This is a genomic window from Corallincola spongiicola, from assembly GCF_004284785.1.
GTDB classification, from domain to species: Bacteria; Pseudomonadota; Gammaproteobacteria; order Enterobacterales; family Neiellaceae; genus Corallincola; species Corallincola holothuriorum.
Genome location: NZ_SHLY01000001.1, coordinates 773,222 through 789,569, shown reverse-complemented (window position 1 = coordinate 789,569; position 16,348 = coordinate 773,222). Strand labels below are relative to the sequence as shown.

General features: G+C 47.2%; 19 protein-coding genes. 13 read left to right on the top strand and 6 right to left on the bottom strand.

The window, feature by feature from the left end; genetic code table 11:
- Positions 1-8: 8 nt before the first annotated feature.
- The 9 genes from EXY25_RS03510 to cowN all read left to right on the top strand — a co-directional run bounded on the left by EXY25_RS03510 (position 9) and on the right by cowN (position 7,754).
- On the top strand, positions 9-890 hold the full coding sequence (locus tag EXY25_RS03510) for a 6-pyruvoyl trahydropterin synthase family protein (RefSeq protein ID WP_130565725.1): 882 nt from the start codon (positions 9-11) through the stop codon (positions 888-890).
- Positions 841-1,680 (top strand): M23 family metallopeptidase, encoded by an 840-nt coding sequence (locus tag EXY25_RS03505; protein ID WP_130565724.1) that lies wholly within the window; start codon positions 841-843, stop codon positions 1,678-1,680. Before EXY25_RS03510 ends, EXY25_RS03505 begins: the two co-directional genes overlap by 50 nt.
- A gap of 289 nt (positions 1,681-1,969) precedes the next feature.
- Positions 1,970-2,851, top strand: a complete 882-nt coding sequence (gene nifH / locus EXY25_RS03500; protein WP_114336408.1) for a nitrogenase iron protein — start codon at positions 1,970-1,972, stop codon at positions 2,849-2,851.
- 60 nt (positions 2,852-2,911) lie between these two features.
- On the top strand, positions 2,912-4,378 hold the full coding sequence (gene nifD, locus EXY25_RS03495) for a nitrogenase molybdenum-iron protein alpha chain (protein WP_114336409.1): 1,467 nt from the start codon (positions 2,912-2,914) through the stop codon (positions 4,376-4,378).
- Positions 4,379-4,473: 95 nt separating this feature from the next.
- On the top strand, positions 4,474-6,045 hold the full coding sequence (gene nifK, locus EXY25_RS03490) for a nitrogenase molybdenum-iron protein subunit beta (protein WP_114336410.1): 1,572 nt from the start codon (positions 4,474-4,476) through the stop codon (positions 6,043-6,045).
- A 55-nt stretch (positions 6,046-6,100) separates the two neighbouring features.
- A complete protein-coding gene (nifT, locus tag EXY25_RS03485; RefSeq protein WP_114336411.1) occupies positions 6,101-6,313 on the top strand; it encodes a putative nitrogen fixation protein NifT in 213 nt (70 codons plus the stop codon).
- A gap of 33 nt (positions 6,314-6,346) precedes the next feature.
- The gene (locus EXY25_RS03480) at positions 6,347-7,030 is read left to right on the top strand and encodes a NifB/NifX family molybdenum-iron cluster-binding protein (protein WP_165419242.1); all 684 of its coding nucleotides are present in this window, start codon (positions 6,347-6,349) and stop codon (positions 7,028-7,030) included.
- On the top strand, positions 7,024-7,356 hold the full coding sequence (locus EXY25_RS03475) for a DUF6129 family protein (RefSeq protein WP_130565723.1): 333 nt from the start codon (positions 7,024-7,026) through the stop codon (positions 7,354-7,356). Before EXY25_RS03480 ends, EXY25_RS03475 begins: the two co-directional genes overlap by 7 nt.
- The gene (cowN, locus tag EXY25_RS03470) at positions 7,353-7,754 is read left to right on the top strand and encodes a N(2)-fixation sustaining protein CowN (RefSeq protein WP_207232097.1); all 402 of its coding nucleotides are present in this window, start codon (positions 7,353-7,355) and stop codon (positions 7,752-7,754) included. Before EXY25_RS03475 ends, cowN begins: the two co-directional genes overlap by 4 nt.
- Before the next feature lie 57 nt (positions 7,755-7,811).
- Here cowN and EXY25_RS03465 read toward each other — a convergent pair whose 3' ends face one another.
- A complete protein-coding gene (locus EXY25_RS03465) occupies positions 7,812-8,366 on the bottom strand; it encodes a PEP-CTERM sorting domain-containing protein (protein WP_130565722.1) in 555 nt (184 codons plus the stop codon).
- Positions 8,367-8,705: 339 nt separating this feature from the next.
- Here EXY25_RS03465 and EXY25_RS03460 point away from each other — a divergent pair, with 339 nt between their 5' ends.
- On the top strand, positions 8,706-9,323 hold the full coding sequence (locus tag EXY25_RS03460) for a hypothetical protein (protein WP_130565721.1): 618 nt from the start codon (positions 8,706-8,708) through the stop codon (positions 9,321-9,323).
- 23 nt (positions 9,324-9,346) lie between these two features.
- On the opposite strand, the gene EXY25_RS03455 is transcribed toward EXY25_RS03460, so the two are convergent.
- Positions 9,347-9,934, bottom strand: coding sequence for a DUF938 domain-containing protein (locus EXY25_RS03455; protein WP_130565720.1), 588 nt, complete (start codon positions 9,932-9,934; stop codon positions 9,347-9,349).
- Positions 9,935-10,156: 222 nt separating this feature from the next.
- Between EXY25_RS03455 and EXY25_RS03450 the strand changes: the two genes are divergently transcribed.
- Together EXY25_RS03450 and EXY25_RS03445 are read left to right on the top strand one after the other, a co-directional pair.
- Positions 10,157-11,872: an NAD-dependent malic enzyme gene (locus EXY25_RS03450; protein WP_130565719.1), complete on the top strand. Its 1,716-nt coding sequence runs from the start codon at positions 10,157-10,159 to the stop codon at positions 11,870-11,872.
- A 24-nt stretch (positions 11,873-11,896) separates the two neighbouring features.
- A complete protein-coding gene (locus tag EXY25_RS03445) occupies positions 11,897-13,039 on the top strand; it encodes a hypothetical protein (protein ID WP_207232096.1) in 1,143 nt (380 codons plus the stop codon).
- Between the two features lie 254 nt (positions 13,040-13,293).
- Here the strand turns inward: EXY25_RS03445 and EXY25_RS03440 are convergent, their stop codons facing one another.
- The 4 genes from EXY25_RS03440 to EXY25_RS03425 all read right to left on the bottom strand — a co-directional run bounded on the left by EXY25_RS03440 (position 13,294) and on the right by EXY25_RS03425 (position 15,798).
- Entirely contained in the window at positions 13,294-13,740 is a 447-nt protein-coding gene (locus tag EXY25_RS03440) for a hypothetical protein (RefSeq protein ID WP_130565718.1), read from the bottom strand.
- Positions 13,741-13,852: 112 nt separating this feature from the next.
- Positions 13,853-14,266: a DUF4279 domain-containing protein gene (locus tag EXY25_RS03435; RefSeq protein ID WP_130565717.1), complete on the bottom strand. Its 414-nt coding sequence runs from the start codon at positions 14,264-14,266 to the stop codon at positions 13,853-13,855.
- A gap of 116 nt (positions 14,267-14,382) precedes the next feature.
- Positions 14,383-15,255: a hypothetical protein gene (locus EXY25_RS03430; protein WP_130565716.1), complete on the bottom strand. Its 873-nt coding sequence runs from the start codon at positions 15,253-15,255 to the stop codon at positions 14,383-14,385.
- 111 nt (positions 15,256-15,366) lie between these two features.
- Positions 15,367-15,798: a hypothetical protein gene (locus EXY25_RS03425; protein WP_130565715.1), complete on the bottom strand. Its 432-nt coding sequence runs from the start codon at positions 15,796-15,798 to the stop codon at positions 15,367-15,369.
- 32 nt (positions 15,799-15,830) lie between these two features.
- On the opposite strand from EXY25_RS03425, the gene EXY25_RS03420 reads away from it, so the two are divergent.
- On the top strand, positions 15,831-16,145 hold the full coding sequence (locus EXY25_RS03420) for a hypothetical protein (RefSeq protein ID WP_130565714.1): 315 nt from the start codon (positions 15,831-15,833) through the stop codon (positions 16,143-16,145).
- The last annotated feature ends 203 nt before the right edge of the window (positions 16,146-16,348 follow it).

Below are 16,348 nucleotides of genomic sequence, written 5' to 3'. Positions count from 1 at the left end.
ATGGTTTAATGCGTTTATTTGTAGATGGTTTGACGGTAATCGACAGTACGTTTTTATGCGCTCAGCGCGGGATGTTAGGTGAAAGCTGGATCGTAGACGTTGAACTGGCAGGTGAATTGAATGACGAGGGTATGCTTTTTGACTTCTCCCATGTAAAAAAGACCATCAAACATGCGCTGGATGCGACGGTAGATCATAAGCTGATTGTTCCAGAGCAAGCTGCCGAAACAACCATTGTCTCATCAGATAACGATATCCTGCTTTCATTTAAAGCTGCTAAAAGTGAGTTGGTGATACAGAGTCCACTGTCGGCCTTTGCTATTTTGCCATTGGCACAGATCACCGATAGCGCCTTTGCTCGTTATTTAGAAGTGATGTTACTTAAACTGTTGCCTGACAATGTGACTGGAATAACTGTTCATTTACGCCATGAAGCCGAAGGCCCCGCGTTTTATCATTACACTCATGGTTTGAAAAAACATGATGGGAATTGTCAGCGGATCGCTCACGGCCACCGTTCACGGATAGGGATCTGGCTTGATGGTGAAAAGCGCGCAGATTTGGAAAGTAACTGGGCCTCGCGTTGGCAAGATATCTATCTTGGTTCCGCAGATGATGAAGTCTCTGTCGAGACATTACCGTTTAGTGCACAATTTGGTTTAACTGACGCCAGCTTTTACGGTTTTCAATACAGTGCCAGCCAGGGGAATTATTATTTGGCGGTTAGCAAAAGCGCTACAGAAATAGTTGATTGCGATACAACCGTCGAATGCCTGGCTGACTACATTGCGCGTCAATTATCCTGTGACTATCCCGAACAATTAATTAAAGTCCGCGCCTATGAGGGTGTTGAGAAAGGAGCTATCTGTGAAATTTCCGCTTCTAGTTAGTATTTTTCTGCTGTTTTCTGCACAGACGTTGGCGATAGAGCTAAACGGTGAGTTTATTCAAGGTGGTATGGTTACGGGTAAGCTACCTCCCGGTAGTCAGTTATCGCTCGATGGCAATCCAGTAAAAATTTCTGCTGAGGGTATTTTTGTCATTGGCTTTGGTCGTGATGACACTGGTGAAGCGGAATTGCAATGGACGCTGCCTGGCGGAGAAAAGCAGCAAACGAGTTATAAGATAAAGCAACGGGAATATAATATTCAGTACGTTGAAGGGGTGGAGCAAAAATATGTGTCCCCGCCCGAGGAAGTGCTGGAGCGTATTCGTGATGATAATAGGCAGGTTGCTGCCGCCAGAAAGACCGATTCGGATCGCAAAGACTTTCTCATGCCTCTTATTTGGCCGGTTGATGGTCCTATATCTGGAGTTTATGGGAGCCAACGCTATTTTAATGGTGAACCAAAGCGCCCGCACTTTGGCTTGGATATCGCTGCGCCAACCGGCACTATTATCGTTGCCCCTGCCGACGGGGTGATCACTCTCTGGCACCCTGATATGTATTACAGTGGTGGCACCTTGTTGATGGATCATGGCTACGGTATTTCATCGACATTTATTCATCTCAGTGGATCATTGGTTAAAGCGGGTGACGTGGTTAAACAGGGCCAACCTATCGCGAAGGTTGGAGCGACAGGCAGAGTCACAGGGGCGCATCTTGATTGGCGCATCAATTGGTTTAAGGTTCGTTTAGATCCGCAGCTATTACTGCCACCAAAATCTAGCGAGCAATAAGTATTTTCCAGCTTGAGCTGACTTAGTTCTAGGTTAGCTCCTATTTTATCTTTTCTCCCATCAGATTATTCACACCCGCGTTTTTGTGGTCTTTTTGCTACAAATAACTATGTACACAACCCGACAACCGTTCATTAATGTGAGCTTTGTCGCCTATCTGTTTTTGTAACTCTCTCCATATAAACCATTAGAAAACAACAGGTTAATATGTTTTGCCTTGTCTGGCGCAGTTTTCGCAATATCCATATCGGGAACCTTTTTTGAATTGAACGATGTTGGAGGAAACACCATGGCTATTCGTCAATGTGCCATTTACGGCAAAGGCGGTATCGGTAAATCAACCACCACACAAAACCTGGTTGCTGCGCTGGCCGAAGCTGAGAAGAAAATTATGATCATCGGCTGTGATCCTAAAGCCGATTCAACCCGCTTGATCCTGCACGCAAAAGCGCAGAACACCATTATGGAGATGGCTGCTGAAGCCGGCTCTGTTGAAGATCTTGAGTTGGATGATGTACTGAAAGTTGGCTATGCCGGCGTTCGTTGTGTTGAGTCCGGTGGTCCAGAGCCAGGTGTAGGTTGTGCTGGTCGTGGTGTTATTACAGCGATCAACTTCCTCGAAGAAGAGGGCGCTTATGAAGAAGACCTCGACTTCGTGTTTTATGACGTACTGGGTGACGTGGTATGTGGTGGTTTCGCCATGCCTATCCGCGAGAACAAAGCACAGGAAATCTACATTGTTGTATCTGGTGAGATGATGGCGATGTATGCCGCTAACAACATCTCAAAAGGTATCTGTAAATACGCAGCGACCGGTAGTGTTCGCCTTGCAGGTCTGATCTGTAACTCTCGTAACACCGATCGTGAAGATGAGCTGATCATGGCATTAGCCGCCAAGATCGGTACACAAATGATCCATTTCGTACCACGTGACAACATTGTTCAGCGTGCTGAGATCCGTCGTATGACAGTGATCGAATACGATCCTAAGTGTAATCAGGCTGATGAGTATCGCGCTCTTGCACGTAAGATCATCGACAACGAACTGTTTGTTGTACCAGAGCCGGTCACCATGGATGAGCTTGAAGAGCTGTTGATGGAATTCGGCATCATGGAAGAGGAAGACACTTCAATTATCGGTAAGAAAGCGGAAGAAGAAGCGGTGGCTTAATCCATCTGCAGACACGGTTCTGATAAGAACAGGTGTTTAAAAACTCTTTAGGAGACTGTTATGTCTATGAAAAAAGAGGACACTCGAGCGCTTATCGATGAGGTGCTAGAGGTCTATCCAGAAAAGGCGAAAAAAGATCGTCTTAAGCATTTGACGGCGAATGATGCAGAAGCGTCATCAAATAAGTGTGTTACCGCCAACCGTAAGTCACTGCCCGGTGTGATGACAGCTCGTGGTTGTGCTTACGCAGGGTCAAAAGGGGTGGTATGGGGTCCAATCAAGGACATGATCCATATCTCTCATGGTCCAGTCGGTTGCGGTCAATACTCCCGTGCGGGTCGTCGTAACTATTACACCGGTTTTACTGGCGTAAATAGCTTCGGCACCATGAACTTCACCTCTGACTTCCAAGAGCGTGACATCGTTTTTGGTGGTGATAAAAAGCTATCCACCATCGTTGATGAAATCGAAACTCTGTTCCCATTATCGAAAGGGATCTCAATCCAATCGGAATGTCCGGTGGGCTTGATCGGTGACGATATCGAAGCAGTTGCCAAAGTGAAGGGCAAAGAGATCGGCAAAACCATTGTCCCAGTGCGTTGTGAAGGGTTCCGTGGTGTGAGTCAGTCTTTGGGTCACCACATTGCCAACGACACGCTGCGCGATCATGTCCTCGACAAGGTCGAAGACAAAGAGTTTGAAACTACACCGTATGACGTTGCCATTATTGGTGACTACAACATCGGTGGTGATGCTTGGTCTTCGCGTATTTTACTTGAAGAGATGGGTTTACGAGTTGTTTCACAGTGGTCTGGTGACGGTACTTTGCCAGAGATTGAAAACACACCCAAAGTAAAACTCAACTTAGTGCATTGTTATCGTTCAATGAACTATATCTGCCGCCACATGGAAGAGAAGTACGACATTCCATGGATGGAGTACAACCTGTTTGGCCCGACCAAGTGTGAAGAGTCACTGCGTAAAATCGCTGCGTTCTTCGATGAGTCGATTCAAGCGAAAGCGGAAGAAGTGATCGCCAAGTACAAGGCACAGTGGGAACCGATTATCGCTAAATACCGTCCACGTTTGGAAGGTAAGAAAGTGATGCTGTATGTCGGTGGCTTACGTCCACGCCACGTGATCGGTGCTTATGAAGATTTGGGCATGGAAATTGTTGGTACTGGCTATGAATTTGGCCATAACGATGACTACACCAAGACCATTCCTGAAGTGAAAGACGCCACGCTGATCTATGACGATGTCACAGGTTACGAGCTGGAAAAATTCGCTGAGCAGCTTAAGCCCGATTTGATTGGTGCCGGTGTGAAAGAGAAATACATCTTCCAGAAGATGGGCATCCCTTTCCGTCAGATGCACAGCTGGGACTATTCAGGCCCTTATCACGGCTTCGATGGCTTCGCCATTTTCGCCCGCGATATGGATATGACCCTGAACAACCCATGTTGGAGCAAGCTGACTGCACCTTGGAAAGCTGAAGCTGAAGAAAAACTGGTCGTTAACGGCTAAGTTGCAGCACGACGAAACAGGTTAGGCGGCATGCCGCTTATGTGTATCACTCGGCCCGTCAGTTCACAGATGAGTGGCGCGGGAGGAGAAAGATTATGAGTCAGACAGTAGATGATATCAAACCTGGCTATCCATTATTTGGACAGCCAGAGTACCAGGAGATGATGGCTCGCAAACGCGAGTTGTTTGAAGAAAGCCACGACGCCGACAAGGTGAAAGAGGTCTTTGAGTGGACGACCGGTGAAGAGTACAAAGAGCTTAACTTCAACCGGAAAAACCTAACAATTAACCCGGCCAAAGCCTGCCAACCACTGGGATCCGTCCTGTGTGCGCTCGGCTTTGAAAACACACTGCCCTATGTTCATGGTTCGCAGGGGTGTGTTGCCTATTTTCGTACCTATTTTAATCGTCATTTCAAAGAGCCCGTGGCTTGTGTCTCGGATTCAATGACCGAAGATGCCGCAGTATTCGGTGGCCAGAAGAATATGTTTGATGGCCTGCAAAACTCTTTGGCGCTGTATAAGCCAGAGATGATTGCTGTATCCACCACTTGTATGGCGGAAGTGATCGGGGATGACCTCAACGCGTTTATCGGTAACGCCAAAAAAGAGGGTTACATTCCTGAAGAGCTACCTACGCCATTCGCACATACGCCAAGTTTTGTTGGTAGTCATGTCAATGGCTGGGACGGTATGTTCGAAGGTGTTTTGCGTCATTTCAGCGTTAACAAGATGGAAGACAAAACCGTCGGCAGTAACGGTAAGATTAACCTGGTACCGGGCTTTGAAACCTATCTTGGTAACTACCGTGTGATGCACCGCATGATGCAGGAGATGGGCGTCGATTACACATTGCTGTGTGATCCGTCTGAAGTACTTGATACACCGGCTGATGGCGAATATCGCATGTACGCAGGCGGTACTCCATTAGCGGAAGTGGCTGACGCGCCAAACGCGATCACTACCATGTTCCTGCAGCCTGATCAGTTGGTGAAAACCAAGAAATACGTCGAAGGTATCTGGAAGCACGAAGTACCTGCAACCAACATCCCAATGGGTGTTGATTGGACAGATGACTTCCTGATGAAAGTATCTGAACTGTCAGGCAAGCCTATTCCTGAGTCGCTGGCAACAGAGCGTGGCCGTTTGGTGGATATGATCACCGACTCCCATACATGGCTGCACGGCACCAGTTTCTCTATCTATGGTGATCCAGATTACCTGATGGGCTTAACCAAATTCCTTATGGAATTAGGTTGTGAGATTAAGCATATCCTCTGCAACAACGGTAATAAGCGCTGGCGCAAGAAGATGGAAGCGTTGATCGCTGACTCTCCTTACACCGCTAATACAGAGATCTTTATTGGTAAGGACTTGTGGCATTTCCGTTCACTGGTGTTCACCAATAAGCCTGACTTCATGATTGGAAACTCTCACGCCAAGTTTATTCAGCGTGATACCAAGGCGAAAGGCGGTGAGTTTGAAGTGCCGCTGATCCGTCTCGGCTTCCCAATCTTCGACCGTCATCACCTGCATCGTAACACCACGCTAGGTTATGAAGGTGGCATGTACATGTTAACCACACTGGTTAACGCGGTACTTGAGAAGTTGGACGCTGATACTAGCGACATGGGTAGAACCGATTACGGTTACGACCTGGTACGTTAAAGAATGAAGTACCGGGGTGAAGGCCCCGGTACCTCTTTCAACCAAGGAGAAAGCAATGCCGAACGTAATGATCCGCCGGGAAGAAAGTGGCGAGCTTTCCTGTTACATCGCTAAGAAAGATCTCGAAGAGATGGTGACCTCGATTGAGTTTGATTCACCAGAACAACTGGGTGGCGAGATCCAACTGGCTGATGGTACTGGTTACTATTTCGAGCCCATCAGTCCGTCACCCAAGCTACCTGTGACTGTTCGTGCCCGTCGCGCGTAATAGTTCTAATGTCTAATTAGTCGGGAGATAATGATGACCGCACCAGTCTCTGAAACTGCAGCCTTACGCATCGCATTGGCTGCGAAGGCGTTACCTCAGATCCCTCTATCGCAGCTGCTGAGTTTATTGGTGGATACGCTGGGAGAACCGCTCACCGAGAAGAAACTACGGCAGTTGTCGCCGAAGCAGCTACGCGAGATCTTTTCTGCGCAGCCCGAGCAACCCGACAGAGTAAATCTTGCGCAGGCATTCGCCATCTTCAACAGCAACGAAGTTGATACCATGGAAGCGCCAGAAGTTCTCCCATCAGCCCCCCTCAGCGGTAAGAAATTGCGCGTGGCAATGACGTCGAATAACGGAGAGCGGCTTGATGGTCATTTCGGATCTTGCCTACGGGTACTGGTGTATGAGGTCAACGCAGAAAAGCATCAGCTTGTTGATGTAAGACCCGTGACATGTAGTGAGAGTGGCGAAAAGCGTTCCGAATTTATGCTGTCGCTAATCAGTGACTGCCATATCTTGTCGACCCTCTCTATCGGGGGGCCTGCTGCGGCGAAAGTGACTCGTGCCAACGTTCACCCTATTAAGCAAGCCCAACCGGGCGCGTGCAGCGACGTGCTTGAACGCATGCAACAGGTGGTGGGTGGTAAGCCAGCACCTTGGTTACAACGTTTGATGGAATCGACAGAAAGAGCAGTGGAGGGCGTGCCATGTTAGGGACTATGGGAGGACTGGAGGCACCAAAGGTGCAGCCGAATGATATGCTGATCGACGCGACACTCGATGAGCGTGTGTTGCAGCACAGCCTGCTTTTGCTGACCGAGTTAGGGGCAAAAGATCATACCTTAAGCATGTTACGTCAGGCGCATCCAGACGTTAGGTTTATACTCTGTTCTGAGGATGATATGGCTGAACGTGCGCCTTTTGTTAGCCAACCTGAGTTTGATGTTTTCTTGATGGCCGCCAGCATGGGTTGTGCCTGCTTTACCGACGACGTCAGACACAGCATAGGCCTGGTGATCGCCACAAGAGAGAATTGGTGAAGGCAGCCTTGCGGCCACAAATTGATTGGGGCCGCAAGGTGAACGAAGTTGAGGTAGATAAAATGGCGTGTGCATGCAAGCAGCACAAAGCGGCAGAGAGTGATAAATCAGAGCAGGCCGTTGATCGCTATGTGAGTTTTGCTGGCATTGACTGTGAGGGCAACGCCCAAAAGTTGATGGACCATCTACTCGCATTGACCGAACAACCAGGGATGGGGAATGCATTCTGGGATAAATTTCGCCAGCAATATGTCGACTATTTAGCTGGCAAAGGGCTTAAACATGACCCCCTGTATCTGTTGCACGCCAATGTGTTTTATATTCGCGATCTATTTGAAGAGCAGGGCGACGAACAGGGGCTGCAAGCGCTGGATCAGCTTGAGGAACTGTGTTTTTAGAAAAACGCCCCATCAAAGGTGAGGCGTTTTATCACTTCAGCGCGGTGACCGTATTACTTACTTTCTACGCGCAGCGGAAAAACCTAGTATAGACAGAGCAAACAGGGCGAGGATACCCGGCGCAGGAACCTCTGCACTGTAGCTAATAGTGACATCATCTAAATAGGTTCTGTCTTCATCTGGGCCTGCGCCTGAATAGCCATACAAGCCAAAACCAGTCAGTTCTTTGCCAGCGACTAACCAGCTGGTGATATCAAAAAATTCCCAGTCACTCGTCGTTAGGTTAACGATATCTCCTACTGAACTGCCGTCAGAGTAAAAAAGACCAACCCAAGAGATTGCTGCTTCTGGTTGCTTGAGCCAAAAGGAAACTTCGGAAACATTTTCTGTCGCAACAGCATCAAATGTCTGCTTGAGTTGAAAGTTGCCGACGTCGGTTGCGCTATAGCTTCCGGAATGGGATTCAGTGTCAGTGACATACCATTCTGGCGAAGATACGTTCACCCACGGCGACAAATCACCAGATTCAAAGCCACCATTAGTGAATGGAGCAGCGTAGGATGCTGTTGAAACGCTCAAAAGCGCGCCTAAGGCCAGATGTTTTAGCTTCATTATTGTTATTCCTTGGATACTAAATGTAATGGTATTAATTCTCATTGCAATGAAGCAGGAACCTGGCCATGTTGCTAATGTTTTGATAAGTAATATATATTTCTCACAAAGTCGGTGGAATATTTGAACCTTGTAAGAATTATCGACGCTATAGGTGTATTATCCCGCCATCGATGCCTGTTTATGTTTACCTCGGTCATGATTAGCAATTCAGCATGTTCATTTTTCGATCTCAAGCATTGTTGATTCAGGCAGAATACTTGTGGAAGGAGAGCCCAAGATGAGGTTAATCGTCGAGCTCTCTAAAAGCTGCTTCCATTCATAGCTTAGGATGTATAGATGTTGCACAAATTATGTTGTCTGATTTCATTGATGTTGTTGTTTGTGGCTGGACATAGCCAAGCGGATCCTTTCTATCATCAGATGAAAAACTCACCTGTGCCTGCTTATACAATTAAAGGCATGAAGAATTGTCAGCAGCACATGAAAGTGACTGACCACCATTATATCGCAGTGTGTCGAGCATCAATGTTAGATACCGATATTAACTATGGTTGGCGTGCTGTTTTGACATCAGATGCTGTCGATGGCACATCTCCAGTGTCTGTTTCCGATGGTTTTGGTGATGTTTATCAGGTCGCGCTACAGCTTCGTGGATACGACAATAAAGTACTTCTGCTTGTTGAATCAGTCACCGAATATTTTGATGGCGTAGCCGTTTATAAACTTGACCAGAGTCAGCTGCATGATATGGGCTATATTGCTTTGTCGGCTGGTCCTGCAGAGGCTGATGAGTCACTTTTGCCGTTGATGAGAATAATGGAAAAAGGGGGCGCATTAGTGGTTAATTTTAGTGGCCCAGTGACCTATGTTAATGATAAAGGCGTGGCTCTTACGCTCCGTCCTGAACAAATCAAATACGTAGGCATTGATAGATTGATTAAGCAGCTTCGTTAACTGAATTGCTGTATGGCGGATCTTTAACCGTGCTTGCGCCAAACCAATAGCAGGTTGTTAGCTGGCATCGCTATTTGCTCTACTAGCATCAATCCCTTCGCCCATCTTTCAAGCTCGGCAATATCCCTGATCCCACCACAACCTTCCTGCTGTAAAAATTGGTCGAACTCGTGGTTGCTGTCACTGGTATAGGTGCCATCAATGTTAAACGGCCCGTATTGTAAAAACAGCCCTTGGAGTGGTAAGTGCTCTGCAACTAACGCCATCATTATCTGCACTTCCTCGGATTGCATGATATGAGCGGTGTTGGCGGTAAATACGGTATCGATGGGCTGGTTAGGCCAATTGTCTTCACCAATAGTGAAAGACAGCGGGGAACGCAGGTTGGTCAGATTTAATTCTGCTATCCAGGCATCAATACTGGGGTGATTGTCTGGTCTGTCGCTGGTTTGCCAGCACAGATGGGGCAGATGCTTGGCAAAAAACTGCGCGTGTTGCCCGGTGCCCGAGCCTATTTCTAACAGATGGCGCTGGTTGACCAAGCGTGGCTTGAGTTGGTCTAAGATGGGCTGCTTGTTGTTTTCACAGGACTGGCTAAAACGTTTGCTCATGGGATTTTGGGTTCGTGTGGCAGACACCAGAATATATCAGTTCTGCCTAGTTAACGGCAGTGAAGGTTTTTCGTGATCTAACAACATATTTTGCGACCGCTGAGAGAGTAAGGTAAGGCTAAAAAATAACTCCTATTAATAGCGGGTTATGCAGATATCTTGGTGGGATCTTCTATCCTCTATTGAGTTGATCCCCTACCAATACAATCGCGGAGCAAACCGATGGCGACAGGTAAATACTTACGTTGGAAAGATGCGCAGGGTAACGAGTTTAGACCCGTATCGATTTCCGGTACCGAGCTGCTCAATGATCGCTTGCTAAATAAAAGTACCGGTTTCAGTTACGAAGAGCGTGAAGCATTTAATCTCAACGGTTTGTTACCACCGAAACCGCAAACCTTTGAAGACCAACTTAAACGCGCGTATCAGGGGTTTCTTAGCGCCTGCAGCGACATCGAACAGTACCTGTTTCTGCGTGCGCTACAAGATCGCAACGAAACGCTTTTTTATGCGTTATTGTCACGCCACGTAGAAGAGATGACACCTATTATCTACACGCCGACGGTAGGTAAAGCGTGTCAGGAATTCAGTCATCGTTACCAAAAAGCCCGCGGCCTGTATGTAACGGCAGACAATGTCGACAACATGGGGGAGATGGCGCGCCACTTCGCTGGCAAAGAGATCAAAATCATCGTCGTAACCGACAGTCAGGGCATTCTAGGCTTAGGTGATTTAGGTGCGGGCGGAATGGGGATCCCCATTGGTAAGTTGTCGCTCTATACCTTGGGGGCGGGAATTCACCCGGGTCATTGTTTACCGGTGGCGTTAGATGTCGGCACTGACAATCAGGATCTGCTGAATGATCCCATGTATCTGGGGATCCCGAAAAAACGGATGAAAGGGGAAGCGTACAAACTGTTTATCGACAAGTTTGTGCAACAAACCAAACTGCATTTTCCTAAAGCGGTGCTGCAGTGGGAGGATTTCAGTAAGTCCAACGCATTTAATAACCTGGCCAAGTATGAGGATGAGATCCCCTCTTTTAATGATGATATCCAAGGCACAGGCGCGGTGGTGTTGGCGGGTATTATTGGTGCCACCAAGATTAAAGGGGAAACTCTGGGCGAACAGATCTTTGCCGTTTATGGTGCCGGCGCCGGTGGTGTGGGTGTTGCGGATCAGATCTTTGCTGGCCTGCTAAAAGAGGGCGTGTCTCATCAGGCGGCCAGAGATCGTATCTTCATTTTGGATTCTCAAGGCGTGGTGTTCGATAACCGCGAAGGTCTGGATGAATACAAGCAGCGTTACGCTAAACCGGTTTCATTAGCCAGCGATTGGCAGTTAAAACAAGACAACAAAGCAGATCTTAGTGAGCTGATTGACAATGTCGCCGTGACGGTATTACTCGGCTGCAGTGGTGTTGGTGGTGCGTTTAAAGAAAATCACGTGAAGAAGATGCTTGATTACACGCAGCGCCCCATGGTGTTCCCGCTCTCTAACCCCACCAGTAACTGTGAAGCGTTACCAGAAGATATCTACCGGTGGAGCCAAGGGCAGGCGATTGTGGCAACCGGTAGCCCGTTTGATGATGTCGAATATGGCGGTAAGCCATACCGGATCGGTCAGGGGAATAATGTGTTCATTTTCCCCGCTGTTGGCTTAGCCACCATTGTCTCTGGTGTAAAAAAGATCACTATGGAGATGTTCACCACGGCGTCGTTTGCGCTGGCTGATTATGTACCGCAACAGGATCTCGATGAAGGTTGCGTGTTCCCACGTATCGGTGAATTAAAAGCGGTCTCTATGCATGTGGCCAAAGCCGTGCTTAAGCAAATTCAGGAAACAGATCCTGACGGATGTATGTGTGGCAAAGAGATAGATCAAGAGCTGGCTGCGCATATGTGGGAGCCCATTTACCTCCCTTACCGTCGAGTGTAGTGACTTAATAAATCGAGGTTGTTGATGTTTAGAACTCTTATTGCCATGGTGTTTTTGTGCGTTTCATTGGTATCCGCTGTGCTTGCCAATGATGTCAACAAACTCACCATCGAAGAACAGCGCTTGCCGGATGCGGAAAAAGCAATGACCGGCTTGCTGGCGCCTTTTGCAAAGCCCTTGGCGGCTATCGCTCGTCTGGATGCGTCAAACACGCTTGATCAGATCGCCGATATTGGCCGAGAGGGCTTCAACATCGGTAAAAAAATTGCCCAACAGCAGGCTGATGATCGGCCACTTTACTGGTTTCGTTTAGCCGCAAACGCCAAGTTTCGCAGCTTAGATCTGCCAGCAGAGACAAAAGCGCAATGGATAGACAGGTTCGAGCTGGAGAGTCGTGGCTTCGGCACCGCCGTGTTCTCAAAGGCAAAAAAACGTATCTTGGTGACCGGCTTTGACCCGTTCTTTTTAGATCGTCATATCGACCAATCCAACCCGTCGGGACTAGCTGCACTGCTGCTGGATAACGAACTGCTGACCGCCGATGGTACTTCGGCAGAGGTGCAAGCGGTGATGATCCCAGTACGTTTTGCTGACTTCGACGCAGGCATGATTGAAAAGCTGCTAATGCCCTATTTTAAGTACAATAAAGTCGACATGGTGGTCACCATTTCGATGGGGCGTGATGGCTTTGACTTGGAGCGTTTTCCAGGTCTAAGACGCAGTGCAGAGGCGCCGGGCAATCTGAATGTACTGACCGGAGCCACCAGCCAAGCGCCGTTAGTGCCGTTGTTACAAGGGCAGCCGCTAAGAGGCCCCGAGTTTTTAGAATATTCGTTACCTGCAGCTGAAATGATCAGCCTTGCCCAAGAGATGAATGCACCATTTCCTGTGACAGATAATCGTAACGTCGAAACTTTAACGGGGAAAAAGTCGCCCGCGTCATTGGCCGAGCTAAAAGGTGAAACCTCAGTACAAGGCTCGGGGGGAGGGTACTTGTCCAATGAGATCAGCTACCGCTCTATTCGCTTAAGAAATCTGATCGGTAGTAAGGTACCTGTTGGCCATATTCATACACCCAAGGTGAAAGCCTACGACAAAGAGAAAGAGCTGCAGATCGTTGACCAGATTAAGCTGATGCTAGCGGCGGCGATTCCAACGTTGCATTGATATTGATAGTGATGTTGGAGTAGTTCTGTTTACAGAATAGGTATGGCTAACTGTACTGGCTTGTACCCAATCTGACTGGCGGACGTGAACGGCTCCAATCAGGCCAGACAATCAGGCTTAAGCGAGGAGCTGTCATTCGCCGTAACTCACTGTTGGAAAGGAACAAGTTGGGGAATGGGTAACGCTCGCCTTTGGGGCAATTTGAACGAAGTGAAAATTGTCCCAACCGCGTAGCGGTTAATAAGAGGCGCTTGTTAGCGTGTATTTGGATATTCATCCATCAATCTCTGAAGTGCTTCGTTCTCTGAAATTTGATCCTGACCAATGTAGTTATGAACGTACTTTGCAACGATTCGCATTTTGCCCTCGCTCGATTGTATGGGTGAAAAAAGATGGAACCGTTCAAGTTTTGGCGTGTACCAAGCGAGCTGATCTTTGAATGAGTAGTAAGATTCGATTTCTCGGATTAGCATATCTTCTAATAAGACAATGGAGTCTGAACGCTCACTTTCTTCCATATGAAAAGCCGCTAACGTTAAAGCGCGAGCATTAGCTGTTGAGCTATTAAGCGTAACTTGAGACGTGGTTATAGATTCAGCAGTTCCAAGAGCATACCCCCCAATACCAAAAAGCCAACTGACACTAATCAGTGAAAGTGCCCAAACCACCGATATTAGTATGACTTGCTTATACTTCTTCATTGAACACTAACGCCTAAAGCACGGGCGGATTGAGCTGGCTAAACTTAGGAGCGAAGCGACGAAAGCCAGCGAAAAGGCCGTCCGCGTGAGTTGGTTTGTTAGCTCTTGTGACTTAGTGTTTGTAAGTATCAATATCAACGAATGCACCAATTGATCCAAGGAACTCAACCGTTTCTATTTCGAAACCTATTGCTGGAGTGGAATTATCTTCTTTCATCGAGAACCACAGAACAACTTCGAGCCTCGCGGATACATTGAAACGCTCCTTAGCCTGTAAAATCAGCTCTTTCTTGGTCCTGAGTTTGTCGACTATCTCAGTGGCCATTTCAAATACATCAATATAGTCATCAACGATGTTCTGAGTTGATAGCTGCCATGAACTCATTCGAGGAACACGGCCAGGAATTTTAGAGCCTTTACGCTTAACCGAGGTTGGTTCGATACCCAAGAACCTAGTGATCTCGTCCGGGTCGAAATCGTCTCCATCAAGCGCGAAGTAGACTCTTCCCTCATTGGTAGTGCTCAACAAATTCTCCCAGAGAGCTAACGCCTCAAACACCGGCCTGGTGAAGTTGGCGGCTTTTTTGGAACAAAAATGATGACAGCTTTACCAGGTCCGAGTGCTTTGACTTGTTCAATGTTTTAGTTTGCATTGGCCTCAATTCTAACGGACGGATTTCTCTCTACTTGATCGTCTGGCAAAACGTATAGTCTATCCGCAGTAACCCCTTTTACATTCTTGTGATTATTAATCAACTTCCATTGCTTTAGGGACAAGCATATCATTTTACGGCCAACATTATCTTCTATAACAAATGCCTTACTTAGATCGCTTGGAAGATCGGATTTAGAGCAAAAATCTGAGTACTTGTAATTGTCTGGCATATCTGGATGTGAGCATGAAAACGATTTGTGCCCACAAGATTGACATTCCCAGCTAGCGAGCGAGTTATACTTCCCCCCTTTAACACCCACCTGTTTCAAATTGGCCTCACCGTTAACTTCAAAAAATCTCTTTTTTCTTTTCTTAGTGGATATGACTTCTATTAGACCAAATGAACCTCTTTCTGAATCTGTAAAAAGATTCAATAAGTCTTCAGATAACAAAAGGGGGCTAAACATAATCTGATTAAAGTCACCAATGTTTCCTCTTGGAAAGTTTTCAGCTGTTAAGCTTTTAGATGTCCGTTTACCTATGCCACCTCTACATGCTTCACAATAACCGCCTTCGAATAACCCGTCCTGCCACTTTTGTCCTTCTGCTGCTTCATTCCAACTTAATTTCACCAATGCCGGATTCGCGTATTTGGATACTCCCGAAGGTTGCGGCGGTTCACGTAATAAATTTAAGATGGCTTCACCATCAGCATATCTATCGCAGATTTCGAGACACAGTTCTTCGCACGCAGTTTCAAAGTCTATATCCGACCCTTTCACAGATTTATCGTCATCAAGATAGACTAGGAATTTGTCCCCTTGCTTTTTCCATCTTGCTGGATAGGTATTACCTTCCAATGTAGTTACTCCAATGACATTGAACGCCCCAACCACTGGCGGGTTGAGCAGGCTAAACTAAGGAGCGGAGCGACGAAAGCCTGCGAAAAGCCGTCCGCGTGAGTTGGTTTGTTAGGCATTGCGGCTATGCCTGACTACCTTCATGACTTGGTAGAGCCCTAATAGTACAAGGGAGGCAATGACGACCTCAGCAAGCAGAAGGAGTAAAACAAATGCGCCAAGGTTTGCCGCAAGACTAAAGTAAACTAGCAATGATGTATGAAATGCCGCTGAATAACCCCACGACCACAATCGCCTTTTGACCGACTTGCTTGGCAAAGTTGCAACCAAGTAGACAGAGACGATGTAAAGCAGAGAAATAACTAGCGCCTTTACAGCAAATGGGCTAAATGAGCGTGATTCTCCGATAGTCACCACCGTGTATATGACAACTACCAATAGCCCGAATGCTAGGTATGAACCGCATGTTGCCCTGACAATCCAGCCTGATAACTTCTCTTCACTCATAAAGATGCCTAACAGTGTATTAGTACGACCTTGCAAGGTTAGCCTACCTTACAAGGTAGGAGGTGCGTATGTATCGTCGAACTAATAAATATCAGAAAAACATCGAACAATCATACAGCAAGCGAGCCGCGCAAGAATCTGAACCAAGTCAAGATTATGAGAAGCCTAAACAGCTACCCAAATTACGTCGAGTTATAGAGATTACCGACTTTGATGCTGGTGAAGCTATTGTTCACAGAATTGAGCTGTTTAAGACAGACCGCATTGATTGCTATGACGTAGTCATTGACGGGAAGTTGTGGCAGAGGCGAATGGGGTGGAGCCGGATCCTAGCTTCAATAAGAAAAGCAATGCCACGATTAACTGGCGAGTTGTATCCCTAGCAAGGAAAGGGGCAGAAGTGAGTGACACCACGATAAAGCGAATAGCTGTTCTCGCGTTCTTATGATGTCTGCCTTAATCCGTTTCCAACTTCAATTTCCTTATCATCCTTTGGCACCCACTCTTCGCAGTCTACATCCCACACCTCCACACACTTTGTCGCAAACCCCACAAACGCCAATTCAATAAAAACAACCACTTAACC